Below are 17,736 nucleotides of genomic sequence, written 5' to 3' on the forward strand. Positions count from 1 at the left end.
GGTTGGAAACGCTCGCCGGTCACGACACGGCCCCGCCGCGCCGGACGCTGGTCTTGACCTCCGGTGGGGCGGGGTTGTCGAGCCATCGGAGCACGACGAAGCCCCTGCGCCGACCGCCGGTGTCCAGCCAGTGGCCATGACCGAAGTCTTTGGCGCCGATGGCAATTCGCACGGTACCGTCGTCGACCGGCGCGACCCCCTTGTTGGTGACGGAGCTATGGCGATGCCGGGGTTCCAGGCACTCGTGCCAGATGCTCTCCAGCGTCACGTTCCAGTACCGCGTGTCGGGTGGCTGGATCTCGAGCACGAGCGACTCGTCGGGTTCGAGCCCAAAGGTGCCGATCATGTAGAGGTTGTCGGGTGTGGTGTCGGCGGCGCCGAGTTCGGCGGCCCCGGCGGTCATCAGCGTGTTCGGCTGATCGAGCAGTTCAGGCTTGATCGTGCGGTGCATCGTCGCCAGCTTGACGATCGTCCATGCCATCGCGGTGAACTGTTGTGCGGCAACGTCATCGGTGATCGGACGCAGCGGATCGGGGTCGAGGGATTCGATATGCATGGTGGCGGGTTCTTCGGTCGCGACGTCGCCGACGTACTCGCGGACGACGATCGACGAGGCGTCCTCCGGGATGGACACCCACTGCGCCGAACCGAGCACTTCGCTCGACGGCTCGGTGGGGGAGAACAGCAATTCGAACTTGCCGGAGTCGATTACGAGGTCGGTGTCGCTGACGTATCCCGACATCCGTCGCGGCGTCAGGCCGGTGCCGGCGAGCACCTGGTAGCCGAGGTAGGCGGTAGTGCCGCGGGTGCCGGTGACGCGGTAGGCGCGGTCGCCGCGGATCATCGCCAACAGGTAGCGGCCGTCGGGGTTGGGGCCCCCGATCATCCGAGTGTCGGGGCACATGTCGAAGAATGCCGGTCGTTCGGGGTCGGCCTGGACGGACAGTTCCGAGCACAGTCCGATGATCTTCGCGACGACCTGGAGGCCCTCGATGAGCTCCCGCTCGTCGATTGCGTCCGCGGTCACCGACTTGGTGAGGTCGGCCAGCATCTGCTGAACCAACTGCCACGATTCCAGGGTTCTCGGCGCGGCCGTGTTGCCATCAATGTCCACAGTGAGACATAGTCTCATCATGGACGTCGTCTCATCGCAGAATTCGCGGGAAAGTCTGACGGTCCGCAGACAGCGGGCCACACGGGCCCGCATCGCGACGGCGGCGGCGCAGCGAGTCGCCGAAAACGGCCTGGCCGGCGTGACGGTCGAGCAGATCGCGGCGGCGGCCGAGGTCGGGCGCGCCACGTTCTTCCGGTACTTCAGCTCGAAGGAGGACGCTGTCGCCGAGGGGATGACGACGCGCTGGCTCGATGCGATCACGGCGGTCATCGCCAAACAGCCGGCGGGGTTGTCGGCGAGCGACGCGGTGATCGCGGGGTTCGGCGACCTCGGCGACGGCTTCGAGGCGATCACCGCCCAAGTACGTGACCTGGCCACATTGACCCGGTCATCGCCCGCGCTCAGCGCGTGGACGCTGCAGATCTATCTGCGCTACGAGGCCGTCATCGCGGACTTGGTGGCCCCGCGGATCGGTGATCTGACCGACGACGACCCGCGGCCGAGGCTCATCGGAGCGTTGGCCATGGCCTCAGTGCGGATCGCGCTGGACGACTGGCTGCTGCACGGCGGATCGCTGCCTGTCCGCGTGCGGTCGGCGCTGTCGGCGCTGGATATTTCGTGATCGGCGTCGTTGACATTCTCGGCCTCGTACGATCCGGTGCATGGGGGAGCTGGTCGTCGATCTCGGCGCTGCGCGAGCGGCTTTGGCGTCAGTCGCCAGTCGCATCGCGCTCTTGCTCGTCGAAGATTTCGACGCTTCTCGTCGGATACCCGGAATGGAATGGACTGTCGGTGACGCCGCCGCGCACGTGGCCTCGGAGACGAGATCGTTCGCCCGATTGGCGAGCGGCGAAGTCACGCCCGAGGACATGTGGGAGAGGTTCGCACCAGGAACCGAGGGCATGGCGTCGGGTCAGCGCATGTCGGTCCTCAACAGCAACGAGATCGCTGCATTTGACCGCAGCCAGCTGAGCACGGCAGGCGAACTCGTCGAGGAGGCGGTCGGCGATTTTCTGGCCACCACCAACGACTGGCCACCGGATCGGCTGTTTCGCGGCATCGAAGGTGACATCGCGTTGCCGACGGTCACCTGCGTGGTCATGTTCGAACTCCTCATCCACGGCGACGATCTCGCTCGCGGTCTCGGCAAGCGATGGATCATTTCGCCCGAGGAGGCCCGTCTGGTGCTGACCGGAATCAGTTCACTGATGCCTGGTCAATTCGACGCTGACGCGGCGGGCGACATGCGCGCCACCGTCTTCCTGCGGCTCCGCGGCGGTCCGGCTTTCGCGCTGTGGGTTCATGACGGCCGCCTCGATGTCGTACCCGACCCGGTCGAACGCGTCGACTGCCATGTCTCCGCGGACCCGGTGACGTTCCTGCTGGTCTCGACAGGACGGCGCAGCCAAGTCGGTGCCGTGCTGCGCGGGAAGTTGATGGCGTGGGGTCGCCGGCCGTGGTTGGCGGCCAGGATGCCGCTGCAGAGCCTCTAGCGCTTGAACAGCTGAGTGCCGGTGCGCACCAGCCTTTCCCAGCCGCCGGGACGTCCGACGAGCTTGCCGATGAGCGGAGTCGAGTCGAAATAGGAAACCCGTTCGGCGACAAGGCCGTCGGTGAAGGTGAACCGGTCGACGGCGTCCCAGGCGATGGGCTTGCCGCCATACGTGCCGCTGAGCGTGAACTCGATGAACACCTCGCGACCGCCATGCCCGACGCGATGCACGTCGGCATGCAGGTCGGGAATCAGTGCGAACAGCCGCTGAAACGCCTCGCGACAGGCCTGCTTGCCGCGAAGGGTGCCCATCATCGGCTGGGTCAGCACGATGTCCTCGCTCCACAGCGCCTCGTGCTTGGCTAGATCGGGCGTGCGCCACGTCGCGGCGAACTGTTCGGCGAATCGGGCGGCGAACTGGCCGTCTACGTCGTCGATGGTCATGACCGTCGAATGTAGTGGCCGCCGCCGACTATCCTGGCGTCATGCCTGTTCGTACCGCCCTTCGTCCCGGCGTGGTGTCACCGACGCTGCCGGTGCCCCGCTCGATCGTGCGCCCCGAATACGTGGGCAAGGCGACCGCGCAGGAGGGAAGCGAGCCGTGGGTGCAAACCCCCGAGGTGATCGAGAAGATGCGCGTCGCCGGACGCATCGCCGCCGGGGCGCTGGCCGAGGCGGGTAAGGCCGTCGCACCGGGCGTCACCACCGACGAGCTAGACCGCATCGCGCACGAGTACATGATCGACCACGGCGCGTACCCGTCGACTCTGGGCTACAAGGGCTACCCGAAGTCCTGCTGCACCTCACTGAACGAGATCATCTGCCACGGCATCCCCGACTCGACCGTGATCGAGGACGGCGACATCGTCAACATCGACGTCACCGCCTTCATCGATGGAGTGCACGGTGACACCAACGCCACCTTCCTGGCGGGCGACGTGTCCGAGGAGCACCGGCTGCTCGTCGAGCGCACCCACGAGGCCACCATGCGGGCGATCAAGGCCGTCAAGCCGGGACGCGCCCTGTCGGTCGTCGGCCGCGTCATCGAGTCGTACGCAAACCGGTTCGGCTACAACGTGGTTCGTGACTTCACCGGCCACGGCATCGGCACCACATTCCACAACGGGCTCGTGGTGCTGCACTACGACCAGCCTGCCGTGCAGACGGTGCTCGAACCGGGAATGACGTTCACGATCGAGCCGATGATCAACCTCGGTGCGTTGGACTACGAGATCTGGGATGACGACTGGACCGTCGCGACCAAGGACAAGAAGTGGACCGCGCAGTTCGAACACACGCTGGTGGTCACCGAGGACGGCGCCGAGATCCTGACCCAGTTGTGACTGGACACTTCGCGAGTGTGAAACCACTGCGACTTTTCGGCCGATTTTTCGCAGTGAGTTCACACCCGGCGTCATGAGCGGAGCGATGCTCGTCGCCGGCACCACGTCTGATGCCGGCAAGTCCATGGTCGTCGCGGGGCTGTGTCGACTGTTGGCCCGCAAGGGCATTCGCGTTGCGCCCTTCAAGGCGCAAAACATGTCGAACAATTCCGCGGTCACGGTCGAGGGCGGGGAGATCGGCCGAGCCCAGGCCATGCAGGCCCGCGCGGCGGGCTTGGCTCCGAGCGTGCGCTTCAACCCGGTGCTGCTCAAACCGGGCAGCGACCGCACCTCGCAACTGGTGGTCCGCGGAAAAGCGGTGGACACTGTGGGCGCCCGGGATTACTTCACCCACCGCGAGCAGCTAGCGGCCGTGGTTGCCGACGAATTACGATATCTGAGAACAGAATTCGACGTCGTGATAGTCGAAGGTGCCGGCTCGCCCGCCGAGATCAACCTGCGCGCGACCGACATCGCGAACATGGGGCTGGCCCGTGCGGCGCAGCTGCCGGTCGTGGTCGTCGGCGACATCGACCGCGGCGGACTGCTGGCCCATCTGTACGGCACTGTCGCCGTTCTCGAACCTGAGGATCAGCGACTCATCTGCGGGTTCCTCGTCAACAAGTTCCGTGGCGACCCCGCACTGCTGGCGCCGGGCCTCACACAGCTGCAGGAGCTGACCGGCCGACCGACATACGGCGTGATCCCGTACAGCGAGGGGCTGTGGCTGGACGCCGAGGACTCCGTCTCCGTGCTCACCCATCGCGTGGTCGGCGATCCGCAGCCCCCTCGCGGACAGGACTGGCTGCGAGTCGCCGCCGTCCGGCTGCCGCGCATCTCCAACTCGACCGACGTCGAGGCCCTAGCCTGCGAGCCCGGCGTGCTGGTGCGCTGGGCCGGGGACCCCGCCGACCTGGCAGACGCCGACGTCGTCGTCATCCCCGGTAGCAAGGCCACCGTCGCGGACCTGACCTGGTTACGGGAGCGCGGTCTGGCAGACGCCATCGAGGCGCACACCCGACGGGGAAAGCCCGTGCTCGGCGTGTGCGGGGGATTCCAGATGCTCTGCCGTCGCATCGACGACACGGTGGAGTCGGGGGCGGGTACCGTCGACGGGCTCGCGCTGCTCGACGCGGACATCGCGTTCGCGCCTGTGAAGACGTTGCGCCACCACGAAGCCCCGTTGCACGGCTACGAAATTCACCACGGTCGCCTCAGCCGCTCAACCGAAGACGACTGGCTGGGCGTGGGGATTCGCAACGGCGCCGTATACGGCACCCATTGGCACGGCCTGCTCGACAACGACGATGTGCGACGGCAATGGCTCAACGAGGTCGCGGCTGCCGCGGGGCGCAGCGAATTCGTCGTCGCGCGGGACGTCGACGTCCGCGCGCGACGCGACGCCCAACTCGACGTGATGGCCGACCTGATCACCAGCCACGTCGACGTCGACGCCGTGATCGCCCTGCTGCAAAACGGTCCGCCGAAACTGCCGTCGATCGCCACTAGGCTGGCCCCATGACCTGGCGCAATATGCTGGTCCTTTTCGCCACGGCACTGCTGGTGGGTGGCTGCGCCCAACCGATCGCGGGCACGGCGACCTGGCCCGGCGCCCGGCTCGAGAACGTGCTGCTCACCCCCGCGGACTTTCCACCGGGCGTGCAATTCGAACGCATCGACCGCGAGCCCGGCCAGGCGGACGGCGCGGGCGCGCCGCCGGCCATGCTCTCGCGCCCGGAGGGCTGCTCGGAGGGGCTGACGCGGGCGATCGCCGAATCGGCCGAGCGCGGACCAGGCAGCGCGGCGGAATACGTCGTCGCCTATGACGGCGCTCGGATGGCCATCACCGTGTTGACGTGGCGACTGGACCTCGAGAAGTTGGCGGCGGTCGCCGATCGGTGCGCAAAGTACGAGACGTTCTTCGATATGTCGACGCCCGGCATTCCGATGACGACGACGAGACTGCAGACGTCGCGCGCCGACGCGCTCGTTTACGAGCAGACCATGCGGTTGAGCGGCCAAACGGACAGTGTCTACTTCTCGTTCGAGAACATCGGGAACACCGCGGTGTTCGGAGTCGCGTTTCCGACACCCAACCCGTCGATCCCCGTCAAAGGTTCGCTGCCGCAAACGTTTCTGGAGACAACGGCAAAGCAGGCCGAGCGCGCGCAATCTGCGTGAACACCCTGTTTGCTCAAGGCGAAAACGACCCGCTCCCAGGTGACCGCCTGTAGCGTGGCGAAATGCCGCCCACCACAGTCACCGTCGACGGGTTCGGCGTGTCCGTCGACGTGGCCGGCCCCGAAAAAGGGTCCGTCGTCGTGGTCCTCGGTGCCGCCCACCATGCACCTGCGGCGTACGAACCGGTATGTCAACGGCTGCACACCGCGTCCCTGCGAACTGTGGTCATCGCACCGGACCCGCGGCTGACCGCCAAAACGGTGATCGAGGTCCTCGACGCACTCGACGTGAAGTGGGCGTTGTTGGTCGGTGACCGCGTCGGCGGGGAATTGGCATGGGAGCTCGCGGCGACGCGGTTGGACCGGTTCATCGGGCTGGTGGTCATCGACCGCGGCCACCCGCGTGTCGCCGATCCCTCCGGTGTGGTCCGCGACGACTCGTGCCCGCCGGTGGAAATGAACACCACCGCGCTGGTCAGTACGCCCGCCGCACGCGCGGTCGCCAAAGCCAGCCAGCGCTACGTGTACGGCGACTACCGGATGGTCGACCTACTCGGCAGGCGCAATGCCCAGGAGTCCACGGCGCAGCTCGCCGCCGAGATCGTGATGCGCACGAGCACCTGGTAGGTCTAGCTGGTGGGCACCTCGTCGGGCGTCCAGGCCTGCGGCAACGCGGGACTGCCCGGGAAGAGGAAGTCGACGAAAGCCTTTGCGGTGGGCTGGGGCTCGTGGTTGGCCAGCCCGGGTCGCTCGTTGGCTTCGATGAACACGTAGTCGGGCGCGGTGACATCGGGAACCAACAGGTCGATGCCGGTCACGGGAATGCCGATCGCGCCGGCGGCCTTCACGGCGACCTCGCTCAGATGCGGGTTCACCACCGCCGTCACATCGTGGATCGTGCCGCCCTGATGCAGGTTCGCCGTTCGGCGTACGCGCAGGGTGCGCCCTTCGGGCAGCACGTCGTCGAACGAGAAGCCCGCCTCGGCGACCGTCGCCTCGGTGACGTCGTCCATCGGAATGCGCGATTCGCCGCCGGTGGCGGCCGCGCGGCGTCGGCTCTGCGCCTCGATGAGTTCGCGAATCGTGTGGTGGCCGGTGCCGACGATTTCGGCGGGCTTGCGTAATGCAGCGGCCACCACCTTGCCGTCGATCACCACCAACCGCAGATCGTCTCCGGGTGCGCGCTGCTCGATCAGCACGTTGGGGTGCTCTTCCCGCGCCCGTGCCAGCGCCGCGTCCAACTCCTCGGTGCTGTTGACCCCGACGGTGATGCCCTTGCCCTGCTCCCCGCGGGTCGGTTTGACGACGACGTCGCCGACCTCTTCGAGGAAGGCGTGGTCCTGTTCGTCGAATGTGGCCAGACGTCCCTTGGGTACCTGGATTCCGGCTTCCGACACCAGGCGTCGGGTCAGCCTCTTGTCGTCGCATCGTGCCATCGCCACCGCGGAGGTGTACTCCGACAACGACTCCCGCGTGATGACGCTGCGGCCACCGTGTGACAGGCGCATCTCGCCGGCTCCCGCGTCGAGGACCTCGACCCAGATTCCGCGACGCATCGCCTCGTCGGCGATGATCCGCGCATACGGGTTCAGATCGTCGACGGTCTCCGGGGGATGGGTGAACAGCGGTTCGTTGATCGCGTTCTTCCGTTTGACGGCCATGACCGGAACGCGCTCAAAACCCAGCTTCTCGTACAGGCCGATGGCGGCCTCGTTGTCGTGAGCCACCGACAGGTCCATGTAGGCCCGGCCCCGCTCGCGGTACAGCGCGGCCAGCGCACGGGTGAGTGCCGCGCCGACACCCGGCAGGCTGGTGGCCGGATCGACGGCCAGCGTCCACAGGCTCGAACCGTTCTCCGGGTCGTCGAAGAGCCGCTTGTGGTCGACCCCGGTGACCGTGCCCACCAACGATCCGTCGTCGTCGCGAACCGCCACCAGGTAGTCGAGCGCATCGAGGTCTTCGCTGTTGTCCCACAGCACCTCAACGGGTGCGGGCACCATTCCGCAGCGCATGTAGACCCGATTGATGTCCTCGGCATCTTCTCTACGCTCCAGCGATCGCACGGTGAACCCGGTGGGTGCCGTGCGCTGAGCGTCGTGATCGGAGAACCGCAGCCGATAGGTGTGACTGGGGTCGATGAACAACTCGGCCGGCGCCATCGCGACGAGCACGTGTGGCTCCCGGGCGTACATACAGATGTCGCGACGACCATGCCCCTCTTGCCGCAACACCTCGGCGAGCTTCGCCGGGTCCGCGAACGTCTGCCCGAATATCAATCGGCCCCAGCCCATTTCGACGGCCACGTCGTCGGCCATTGCGTCGACCAAGTGCTGGGGCGATGCGTCGTGCAGTCCGAGAGTGATCGCTTCGGTGCTTTCGGGGTTCACGGGGCTGGATGTCGCCGGCCTTCCGGCTCCGGGGCTGGATGTCGCCGGCCTTCCGGCTCCGGGGCTGGATGTCGCCGGCCTTCCGGCTCCGGCGGTCACGCCGCCGTCCCGTTGATCCCGTGGCGCTGCAGCCACAATTCCAGCAACCCGAGCTGCCAGAGTTCGTTGCCCCGGAGCGGGGTCAGGCGACCGTTCGGGTCGGCCAGCAGGTGGTCGACCGCGTCGGGGCGGAATAGCCCGCGCTCCTTGGCGACCGGAGCGTAGAGCGCATCGCGCACCAGCTCGAGGTACGGACCCTCCAGGTGGGTCAGCGCCGGCACCGGGAAGTAACCCTTGGGACGGTCGATGACCTCGGCGGGGATCACCCGTCGGGCAGCCTGCTTGAGCACGCCCTTGCCGTCGTGTGCGATCTTCAGCGCGGGTGGGCATGTGGCGGCCAGCTCGACGAGCTCGTGATCCAGGAATGGCACCCGGCCCTCCAGGCCCCAGGCCATCGTCATGTTGTCGACGCGCTTGACAGGGTCGTCCACCAGCATCACCGTGGTGTCGAGCCGAAGGGCGCGGTCGATGCCGGTGGCCGCGCCGCGGTGCGCGAAGTGCTCGGTGACGAACTCTCCGCTGGGGTCGCTTTCCACGAGATAGTCCGACGTGACGAGTGCGGCGACGCCGGCGGGGTCACGGTCGAAGAACGCGGCGCGGTAGCTGGCCACCGCGCTGTCCAGCGATGTGGCGTCGGCCATCGGCGGATACCAGTGGTAGCCGGCGAACACCTCGTCGGCGCCCTGCCCGGACTGGACCACCTTGACGTACTTGGCCACTTCTTGGCTGAGCAGATAGAACGCAACGCAGTCGTGGCTGACCATCGGCTCGCTCATGGCGCCGATCGCGCCGTCGAGCGCGGGCAGCATCCGGTCGGTACCGATGCGGATCTGATGGTGGTCGGTGCCGAAGCGCTCGGCGATGATGTCGGAGTACGTGAACTCGTCGCCCGCCACGCCGCCCACTGACTCGAAGCCGATGGAGAATGTCGCCAGACCATGCTGGCCCGCTTCGGCGAGCAGTCCGACGATCAGGCTGGAGTCGACCCCACCGGAGAGCAGGCAGCCGACCGGCACATCGGCGACCAGCCGGCGGTCGACCGCGACGCGCAGCGACTCCAAAACCGCGTCCTCCCAGTCACGTTCGGACCAGTCGGCGCGATCGGCATGCGGAGTGAAATCGGGTTCCCAGTACGTGGTGGTCGTGCGCCGGCCATCGGGCTCGATCGCGACCAGGGTCGCGGGCGGCACCTTGCTCACGCCGCGCAAGATCGTGCGCGGCGGCGGGACGACCGAGTGGAACGACAGGTAGTGATGCAGCGCCAACGGATCGATGCGGGTGTCGACCCCGCCGCCGGCGAGCAGTGCGGGCAGTGACGACGCGAACCGGATCCGCGACGCGTCCTCGGTGAGATACAGCGGCTTGATGCCCAGCCGATCGCGGCCGAGCAGCACCCGTCCGCTGTCGCGTTCGACGATCGCGAACGCGAACATGCCGTAGAGGCGGTCGACGAAACGGTCGCCCCAGTGGTGATATGCCTTGAGCAACACCTCGGTGTCACTGTGCGAGAAGAACCGGTACCCGTGCTGCTCGCTCAGCTCGCGGCGCAACTGCTTGTAGTTGTAGATGCAGCCGTTCCACGCAATGGCCAGCCCGAGCTCGGAGTCGACCATCGGCTGTGCGCCGGCTTCGGACAGATCGATGATTTTCAGGCGACGATGACCAAGCGCGACCCGACCCTGCGACCACACGCCTGCGGCGTCGGGACCGCGCGGTTCCATGGCCTCGGCCATAGCCGAGACCGCAGTGATATCAGGTGAATGGCCGTCGAGTCGCACCTCGCCGGTGGCTCCGCACACGCATGGGACTTTACCCGAGTTGACGGATGGGAAACCTGGTCGCCAGCTCAGCGACGTGTGAGCTAGGAAACACCTTCCAACTGCTCGCCGGTTTCGTCCACTTGCCTGACCGGGCCGGTGAACCACTTCTTCACCGACACGTGCCAGTAGATGTAGAGAAGGATCAGCACGCCGCCGACCAGAAGTGGGGTGTAGTTGACGTACTTCCATTCGAAGGCGTCCCCCCACGGCACACCGCCCGAGGATGTCGGGAACATCGCGATGATCGAGGTGATGATGATCTCGACGACAGCGACGGGAGCCATCCACTTGTGGTGGCCCCGCAGGTTCCACCGACCCACCTTGAAATCGTCGCCCATCCGCCAGCGCAAGTAGATCGGCACCGCGAAGCACAGATAGAGGCCGACGACGCCGATCGAGACCACCGCGAAGAAGGCCACTGGGACCGGGGCGCCGTTGATGTCGACCTCGACGAGCGCGGGGAGCGTGATGGTAGCCGCGAGGACTGCGGTGATGATGACGCCGTTGGCGGGGATCTTGTTCTTGCTCACCTTGGACCACAGCTGGTGTCCGGGAACCGCACGGTCGCGGCTGAACGCGAACAACATCCGCGACGCGCTCGTCTGGCACGCCGTGGTGCAGAAGAACTGCCCGGCCGTTGAGATCAGCAGGATGATCGCGACCCACTGTGAGTCCAGCGCCTGGTTGAAGATGCCGACGACCGCACCACCGCCTGCGGACACCGCGTCGGAGTCGTTGACGGCGAACAGGAACGTCAACAGCAGGATCCAGCCGCCGATCGCCGAGTAGAAGATCGACCGCCAAATGCCTTTGGCTGCACCGTCTGCCGCACTCTTGGTCTCCTCGGAGAGATGCGCCGACGCGTCGTAGCCGGTGATCGTGTACTGCGTCAGGATCGCCGAGATCGGCAGCACGAACAGCAATACACCGATGCCCGACATCTCGCCGCCGAACATCCCGCTGTTGTTGATGGTCTTGGCGAAGACGTCCGAGAAGCTGGCGTGCTGGTCGGGCAGCAGCCAGAGGATCAGGATCACCGCCGCCGCGCCCGCGACGTGCCACCAGACTGAGATGTTGTTGATGACGGCGAGCAGGTGCGAGGAGAAGATGTTGATGGTCGCCGAGATGGCCAGGATGATCACGAACAGCATGAACGTCCGAGTCAGGCTGTATCCCGCGAGCCAGGTCTCACTGAAAGTGCCGAGCGTGAGGTCGAGGAACGTCGCGCAGCCGTACGCCACCGAAGCCAAGATGGCGATCAACCCGATCAGATTGAGCCAGCCGGTGTAGAAACCGGCCTTGGGACCGCCGAGTTTGGCTGCCCACCAATAGATTCCGCCCGATGTCGGATACGCCGACACGAGTTCGGACATGCACAACCCGATGATGAGGATGAACACCGAGACGATCGGCCAGCCCCATGCGATCGCGGCCGGGCCGCCGTTGTTCCAGCCGAGGCCGAAGGAGGTGAAGCAGCCCGCCAGGATTGAGATGATCGAGAACGAGATCGCGAAGTTGGAAAAACCGGACCACGATCGGTTCAGCTCCTGTGTATAGCCGAGGCTGGCGAGATGTCGTTCGTCCTCATTGAGATATTCGTGACCTTCTGGCACGGCGGGTTCTCCTTCGCGATCTTCGAGCGCTTCGCGGCTTGCAGTGGGGCGGGACTCGCGCTCACTGAGTAGGGACAATAGAGTGCCATTGGTCGGCTGTCCTACCTTTGGAGTGACATTTCTGTTAAGGAATCACCGAGAAGGCCCCGCCGAGCAAACTCCAATGGTTGGCTGCCGGTCATCGTCGGTACTCGAGAGGAAGGTTCCGCAATGAGCCAGAACCCCGGCATGTTGTCGCAAGCCGACCTCGAAAAGCTGGTGGCCGACGGGGACATCGACACCGTCATCCTGGCGTTCTGCGATATGCAGGGGCGGCTCACCGGCAAGCGCGTGTCGGCGCGATTGTTCGTCGAAGACGTCGCCGAGCATGGCGCGGAGTGCTGCAACTACCTGTTGGCCGTCGACGTCGACATGAACACCGTCGACGGGTACGCGATGTCGAGTTGGCAGACCGGCTACGGCGACATGGTCATGAAGCCCGACTTCTCGACGCTGCGACGCGTGCCCTGGCTGCCGGGCACCGCACTGGTGATGGCAGACCTGGAGCGCGTCGACGGCGACCCGGTGACCCCTGCGCCACGCAGCATCCTCAACCGCCAGATCGACCGGCTGTCCGAGCTCGGTCTGGTGCCCTACGTGGGCACCGAGCTCGAGTTCATGGTGTTCGAGGATTCCTACCGCGACGCCTGGACGAAGGGCTACCGCAACATGACGGCGGCCTCGGACTACAACGTCGACTACGCGATGCACGCGTCGACCCGAATGGAGCCGCTGCTTCGCGACATCAGGCTCGGCATGACCGGCGCGGGAATGTACTGCGAGGGCGTGAAGGGCGAATGCAACCTCGGGCAGCAGGAGATCGCCTTCCGCTACGACCACGCGAGGGTGACGTGTGACAACCACACGATCTACAAGAACGGTGCCAAGGAGATTGCCGATCAACACGGCAAGAGCCTGACGTTCATGGCGAAATTCGATGAGCGCGAAGGCAACAGTTGTCATATCCACATTTCGTTGCGGGGCGAGGACGGAAGCCCGGTGTTCGCCGATTCCGACGCGTCGGACGGAATGTCGTCGATGTTCCGCAGCTTCATCGCCGGCCAGCTGGCTACGCTGCGTGAGCTGACGCTGTTCTATGCACCGAACATCAACTCCTACAAGCGATTCGCCGAGGGCAGCTTCGCGCCTACGGCCATCGCGTGGGGGATGGACAACCGCACTTGCGCGCTGCGCGTGGTGGGGCACGGTCCGGGCATGCGGGTGGAATGCCGCGCGCCCGGCGGCGACGTCAACCAGTACCTGGCGGTGTCGGCGCTGATCGCCGGCGGCCTGCACGGTATCGAGCACGAGTTGGAGCTGCCGGAACCGTTCGAGGGCAACGCCTATACGAGTGGCGCCGAAAGCCTTCCGACCACGCTGACCGAGGCGGCGGCGCTGTTCGAGAAGTCCGACGTGGCCCGTGCGGCGTTCGGCGACGAGGTCGTGGAGCACTATCTCAACAACGCCCACGTCGAACTGACCGCGTACAACGCGGCCGTGACGGACTGGGAAAGGGTGCGGGGCTTTGAGCGGCTTTGACGCGAGAAGCGAAGGCGGAGCTGGGGCCAGCGCAGCGGCGCGCAGATCCCGCCCGGTCGTCGGATTGACCACGTATCTGCAGCAGGCGCAGACGGGTGTGTGGGACGTGCGCGCCAGCTTCCTGCCCGCCATCTATTTCGAGGGCGTCGGGCTGGCGGGCGGAATCTCGGTACTGCTGCCGCCGCAGCACGTCGACGACGAAATCGTCGACCGCGTGCTCGACGGACTCGACGGGCTGATCATCACCGGCGGGCGCGACGTCGATCCCGGCGCCTACGGACAGGATCGCCACCCTGCCACCGATGAGGCCAACGAGTACAACCGCCTTCGGGATGCATGGGAATTCGAACTACTCAAAGGGGCTATCCGGCGCGGCCTTCCCGTCCTGGGAATCTGCCGCGGCGCGCAGGTGCTCAACGTCGCCCTCGGCGGCACTCTGCATCAGCATCTGCCCGACGTCGTCGGCCATTCTGAGCACCAGAAGGGCAACGCAGTGTTCTCGACGTCGTCGATACGCACTGTGCCCGAAACGCGGCTGGCATCGCTGATCGGCGAGTCGTCCGACGCGCAGTGCTATCACCACCAGGCCATCGATCGCCTCGGTGACGGTCTGATCGTCAGTGCTCGCGACGCTGACGGCGTGATCGAGGCAGTCGAGTTCCCCGGCGACCGCTTCCTTCTCGCGGTCCAGTGGCATCCCGAGGAGACGCTGGACGATCTGCGGCTGTTCGCCGCGTTGGTCGAAGCCGCTGAGGCGTATTCGAGAGAAAAGGTGACCGTGTGACGGCTAGTGAGCTGATCAACCCCGCGACGGAGGAACTGCTGCGCACCGTAGAGCAGACCAGCCTCGCGGGTGTCGACGACGCGGTGGCGCGAGCCAAGGCCGCGCAACGCGATTGGGCACGTCTGGCACCCGGCGACCGGGCCGCCGCCCTGCGGTCGTTCGCCGCCGCGGTCGACGCGCACGTCGACGAGCTGGCCGCGCTGGAGGTCGCCAACTCCGGGCATCCGATCGGCAATGCGACGTGGGAGGCGGGCCACGTCCGCGACGTCCTGCAGTTTTACTCCGCGACACCGGAACGATTGTCGGGCAAACAGATTCCGGTGGCCGGCGGCCTGGACATCACCTTCAACGAGCCGCTTGGCGTCATCGGGGTGATCACGCCCTGGAATTTCCCGATGCCCATCGCGGTGTGGGGTTTCGCACCGGCCCTGGCAGCCGGGAACGCGGTACTGATCAAACCCGCCGAATGGACACCGCTGACCACGATCCGGATAGGCGAACTCGCCGTCGAGGCCGGCCTGCCTCCCGATCTGTTCCAGGTGTTGCCCGGAAAGGGGTCGGTGGTCGGTGAGCGGTTTGTCACCCATCCCGACGTCCGCAAGATCGTCTTCACCGGTTCCACCGAGGTCGGCACCCGCGTGATGGCGGGTGCCGCGGCTCAGGTCAAGAGGGTCACCCTCGAGCTGGGCGGCAAGAGCGCAAACATCGTGTTCGACGATTGCGATCTGGACAAGGCTGCGGCCACCGCGCCCTACGGGGTTTTCGACAACGCCGGGCAGGACTGCTGTGCACGTAGCCGGATCCTGGTGCAGCGCAATGTTTACGACCGTTTCATGGAGCTGCTCGAACCTGCGGTCAAGGGCATCGCAGTCGGTGATCCGGCTGCCAAAGGCACCGAGATGGGCCCGCTGGTGTCGAAGTCGCATTGGGAGTCCGTGGTCTCCTATGTGCCCGACGACGCACCGGTCGCGTTCCGCGGCGACGCGCCGTCGGGGCCCGGCTACTGGTTCCCCCCGACCGTGCTGACCCCGGAGCGCTCCGACCGCACGGTGCGTGAGGAGATCTTCGGCCCGGTCGTCGCGGTGCTGCCGTTCGAGGACGAGGCCGACGCGATTGAACTCGCCAACGACACCCCCTACGGCCTTTCCGGGTCGATCTGGACGGACAACCTGTCGCGGGCCGTGCGGGTGTCCCGCGCGGTGGAGTCTGGCAACCTGTCGGTCAATTCACACTCGTCGGTGCGGTACAACACGCCCTTCGGCGGGTTCAAGCAATCAGGTCTTGGCCGCGAACTCGGGCCCGATGCGCCGCTGTCATTCACTGAAACCAAGAACGTCTTCTACGCGATCGGAGATGCGTGATGGATCTGACCCAGCGCCTGGCGGGCAAGGTCGCCGTGATCACCGGCGGCGCCAGCGGGATCGGGCTGGCGAGCGCCAAACGCATGCGCGCCGAAGGCGCCACCATCGTCATCGGTGACATCGACCCGACGACCGGGAAGTCCGTGGCAGACGACCTCAACGGAACCTTCGTCCAGGTGGATGTCTCAGATCAGGCCGCGGTGGATGCCCTGTTCGATACGGCCGCCGAGACGCACGGTTCTGTCGACATCGCCTTCAACAACGCGGGTATCAGCCCGCCAGAAGACGACCTCATCGAGACCACGGGCATCGACGCATGGCAACGGGTGCAGGACATCAACCTGAAGTCGGTGTTCTTCTGTTCCAAAGCCGCACTGCGCCACATGGTTCCGCAGCAGAAAGGTTCGATCATCAACACCGCGTCGTTCGTCGCGGTGATGGGGTCGGCGACATCGCAAATCTCCTATACCGCATCCAAAGGCGGCGTCCTCGCAATGTCCCGTGAACTGGGAGTGCAGTTCGCGCGTCAGGGGATTCGAGTGAACGCACTGTGCCCCGGACCGGTGAACACACCGCTGCTGCAGGAACTGTTCGCGAAGGATCCCGAACGCGCGGCCCGCCGACTGGTCCACATTCCGGTCGGCCGGTTCGCCGAGCCGGAGGAGCTGGCCGCGGCCGTCGCATTCCTGGCCAGCGACGACTCGTCGTTCATCACCGGGTCGACCTTCCTGGTCGACGGCGGCATCAGCTCGGCGTACGTGACCCCCCTCTAGAGGCCCTGTAGGAATCATGACTGCCGATCCGGACGTACCGCTGGCGAGCGAAGCTCTGCTGCGCCCGGTCCGGCCCGGGAACGCGTTCGAGGACACGGTCGGAAGGCTCCTGCAGACCATCCGGCTCGGCGTGCTCGCCCCCGGCGAATCGCTGCCGCCGGAGCGCGAGCTGGCATCGCGGCTGGGCGTCAGCCGCGACACCGTGCGCGAGGCCATCAAGTCGCTGGCCGACGCCGGGTATCTGGTGTCGCGGCGAGGCCGCTACGGCGGCACCTTCCTCGCCGACGAGTTGCCCAGGCACACCCAGGACACCGACGCGGTGACACGCGCCCAGATCGACGACGCGTTACGGCTGAGGGAGATCCTCGAGGTCGGAGCGGCGCGGCTGGCCGCCAACCGAACCCTGACGGCATCGGAACGCGAGGAGCTGTGGGCGCGTCTGCGTGATGTCCGCGGCGCCGCGCCCGGCGACTACCGCCGACTGGATTCGAGGCTGCATCTCGCCATCGCCGAGGCGGCCGGGTCGCCGTCGCTGGTGCCGTTGGTGGCCGAGAACAGGATGCGCCTCAACGTCTTGCTGGACCAGATCCCGTTGCTGCCGCGCAACATCGCCCACTCCGACGAGCAACACGAGGCGATCGTGATCGCGATCCTGGCCGGCGACAGTGAGGGTGCGGCGTCGGCCATGCTCGCCCACGTCGAAGGCTCGGCCACCCTGCTGCACGGATTCCTGGACTAGCCCGATGCCAGCACAAACACGAACGTCGTCGCGGTCATTCGGGGTGCCAGGGGGGTTAGATTTGACGGATGGCGGAAGCAGGTGGCCACGCGGGCGTCGATGCGGTGGTGCGACGGGCGTCGTCGGCGCTCGCCGACGTCGACACCGGCGGCTGGGCGCAGCGGTTCGACCTGCTCTCCGACCCGCACCGGCTGGAGATCCTGCTCGTCCTGCACCGCGCACCCGGCATCAACGTCGGCGACCTCGCCTCGGTGCTCGGACGGTCCGAGAACGCCGTGTCGCAGGCGCTGCGAGTACTGCGTCAGCAGGGCTGGGTGAGCTCCACCCGGGTCGGCCGTGCCGTGAGCTACCGCCTCGAGGACGAGATCGTGCACGACCTCCTGCACTGGATCGGCGCGCGGCACGGCTGAAGGA

17 protein-coding genes are annotated in these 17,736 nt (G+C 66.4%); 12 read left to right on the plus strand and 5 right to left on the minus strand.

Annotated features, from left to right (window positions below; translation table 11 throughout):
• Positions 1–19 precede the first annotated feature (19 nt).
• Positions 20–1,051: a DUF1214 domain-containing protein gene (locus G6N42_RS03760; protein WP_232076467.1), complete on the minus strand. Its 1,032-nt coding sequence runs from the start codon at positions 1,049–1,051 to the stop codon at positions 20–22.
• A gap of 82 nt (positions 1,052–1,133) precedes the next feature.
• Between G6N42_RS03760 and G6N42_RS03765 the strand changes: the two genes are divergently transcribed.
• Complete coding sequence (locus G6N42_RS03765) at positions 1,134–1,736, plus strand: TetR family transcriptional regulator (RefSeq protein ID WP_163726257.1); 603 nt, start codon at positions 1,134–1,136, stop codon at positions 1,734–1,736.
• A gap of 40 nt (positions 1,737–1,776) precedes the next feature.
• A complete protein-coding gene (locus tag G6N42_RS03770; protein WP_163726261.1) occupies positions 1,777–2,607 on the plus strand; it encodes a maleylpyruvate isomerase N-terminal domain-containing protein in 831 nt (276 codons plus the stop codon).
• Here the strand turns inward: G6N42_RS03770 and G6N42_RS03775 are convergent.
• On the minus strand, positions 2,604–3,050 hold the full coding sequence (locus G6N42_RS03775) for a nuclear transport factor 2 family protein (protein ID WP_163726265.1): 447 nt from the start codon (positions 3,048–3,050) through the stop codon (positions 2,604–2,606). The two genes, G6N42_RS03770 and G6N42_RS03775, sit on opposite strands and share 4 nt — an antisense overlap.
• Before the next feature lie 41 nt (positions 3,051–3,091).
• Between G6N42_RS03775 and map the strand changes: the two genes are divergently transcribed.
• The 4 genes from map to G6N42_RS03795 all read left to right on the plus strand — a co-directional run bounded on the left by map (position 3,092) and on the right by G6N42_RS03795 (position 6,795).
• Positions 3,092–3,949 carry a type I methionyl aminopeptidase gene (gene map / locus G6N42_RS03780; RefSeq protein ID WP_163726268.1) on the plus strand — a complete coding sequence of 286 codons (858 nt, stop codon included), beginning with the start codon at positions 3,092–3,094 and terminating at the stop codon, positions 3,947–3,949.
• Between the two features lie 73 nt (positions 3,950–4,022).
• Complete coding sequence (locus G6N42_RS03785) at positions 4,023–5,510, plus strand: cobyric acid synthase (protein WP_163726270.1); 1,488 nt, start codon at positions 4,023–4,025, stop codon at positions 5,508–5,510.
• Positions 5,507–6,169: a hypothetical protein gene (locus G6N42_RS03790; RefSeq protein ID WP_163726273.1), complete on the plus strand. Its 663-nt coding sequence runs from the start codon at positions 5,507–5,509 to the stop codon at positions 6,167–6,169. Before G6N42_RS03785 ends, G6N42_RS03790 begins: the two co-directional genes overlap by 4 nt.
• 62 nt (positions 6,170–6,231) lie before the next feature.
• Entirely contained in the window at positions 6,232–6,795 is a 564-nt protein-coding gene (locus G6N42_RS03795) for an alpha/beta fold hydrolase (RefSeq protein WP_163726276.1), read from the plus strand.
• Between the two features lie 2 nt (positions 6,796–6,797).
• On the opposite strand, the gene ngg is transcribed toward G6N42_RS03795, so the two are convergent.
• The 3 genes from ngg to G6N42_RS03810 all read right to left on the minus strand — a co-directional run bounded on the left by ngg (position 6,798) and on the right by G6N42_RS03810 (position 12,087).
• Positions 6,798–8,555 (minus strand): N-acetylglutaminylglutamine synthetase, encoded by a 1,758-nt coding sequence (gene ngg / locus G6N42_RS03800; protein ID WP_163726278.1) that lies wholly within the window; start codon positions 8,553–8,555, stop codon positions 6,798–6,800.
• 95 nt (positions 8,556–8,650) lie between these two features.
• A complete protein-coding gene (locus G6N42_RS03805; protein ID WP_163726281.1) occupies positions 8,651–10,453 on the minus strand; it encodes an N-acetylglutaminylglutamine amidotransferase in 1,803 nt (600 codons plus the stop codon).
• A gap of 62 nt (positions 10,454–10,515) precedes the next feature.
• On the minus strand, positions 10,516–12,087 hold the full coding sequence (locus tag G6N42_RS03810; protein WP_163726284.1) for an amino acid permease: 1,572 nt from the start codon (positions 12,085–12,087) through the stop codon (positions 10,516–10,518).
• 210 nt (positions 12,088–12,297) lie between these two features.
• On the opposite strand from G6N42_RS03810, the gene G6N42_RS03815 reads away from it, so the two are divergent.
• The 6 genes from G6N42_RS03815 to G6N42_RS03840 all read left to right on the plus strand — a co-directional run bounded on the left by G6N42_RS03815 (position 12,298) and on the right by G6N42_RS03840 (position 17,732).
• Positions 12,298–13,665 carry a glutamine synthetase family protein gene (locus G6N42_RS03815; protein WP_163726286.1) on the plus strand — a complete coding sequence of 456 codons (1,368 nt, stop codon included), beginning with the start codon at positions 12,298–12,300 and terminating at the stop codon, positions 13,663–13,665.
• Positions 13,652–14,449 (plus strand): gamma-glutamyl-gamma-aminobutyrate hydrolase family protein, encoded by a 798-nt coding sequence (locus G6N42_RS03820; RefSeq protein ID WP_163726291.1) that lies wholly within the window; start codon positions 13,652–13,654, stop codon positions 14,447–14,449. The genes G6N42_RS03815 and G6N42_RS03820 overlap by 14 nt, the downstream gene beginning before the upstream one ends.
• The gene (locus G6N42_RS03825; protein WP_163726295.1) at positions 14,446–15,810 is read left to right on the plus strand and encodes an aldehyde dehydrogenase family protein; all 1,365 of its coding nucleotides are present in this window, start codon (positions 14,446–14,448) and stop codon (positions 15,808–15,810) included. The genes G6N42_RS03820 and G6N42_RS03825 overlap by 4 nt, the downstream gene beginning before the upstream one ends.
• Positions 15,807–16,583, plus strand: coding sequence for a 3-oxoacyl-ACP reductase (locus tag G6N42_RS03830; protein WP_174262006.1), 777 nt, complete (start codon positions 15,807–15,809; stop codon positions 16,581–16,583). Before G6N42_RS03825 ends, G6N42_RS03830 begins: the two co-directional genes overlap by 4 nt.
• 16 nt (positions 16,584–16,599) lie before the next feature.
• The gene (locus tag G6N42_RS03835) at positions 16,600–17,322 is read left to right on the plus strand and encodes a FadR/GntR family transcriptional regulator (RefSeq protein ID WP_163726298.1); all 723 of its coding nucleotides are present in this window, start codon (positions 16,600–16,602) and stop codon (positions 17,320–17,322) included.
• Positions 17,323–17,390: 68 nt separating this feature from the next.
• A complete protein-coding gene (locus G6N42_RS03840) occupies positions 17,391–17,732 on the plus strand; it encodes an ArsR/SmtB family transcription factor (protein WP_083127520.1) in 342 nt (113 codons plus the stop codon).
• The last annotated feature ends 4 nt before the right edge of the window (positions 17,733–17,736 follow it).

Origin of the sequence: Mycobacterium gallinarum, from assembly GCF_010726765.1 — a bacterium.
In the GTDB taxonomy this organism is placed as follows: domain Bacteria; phylum Actinomycetota; class Actinomycetes; order Mycobacteriales; family Mycobacteriaceae; genus Mycobacterium; species Mycobacterium gallinarum.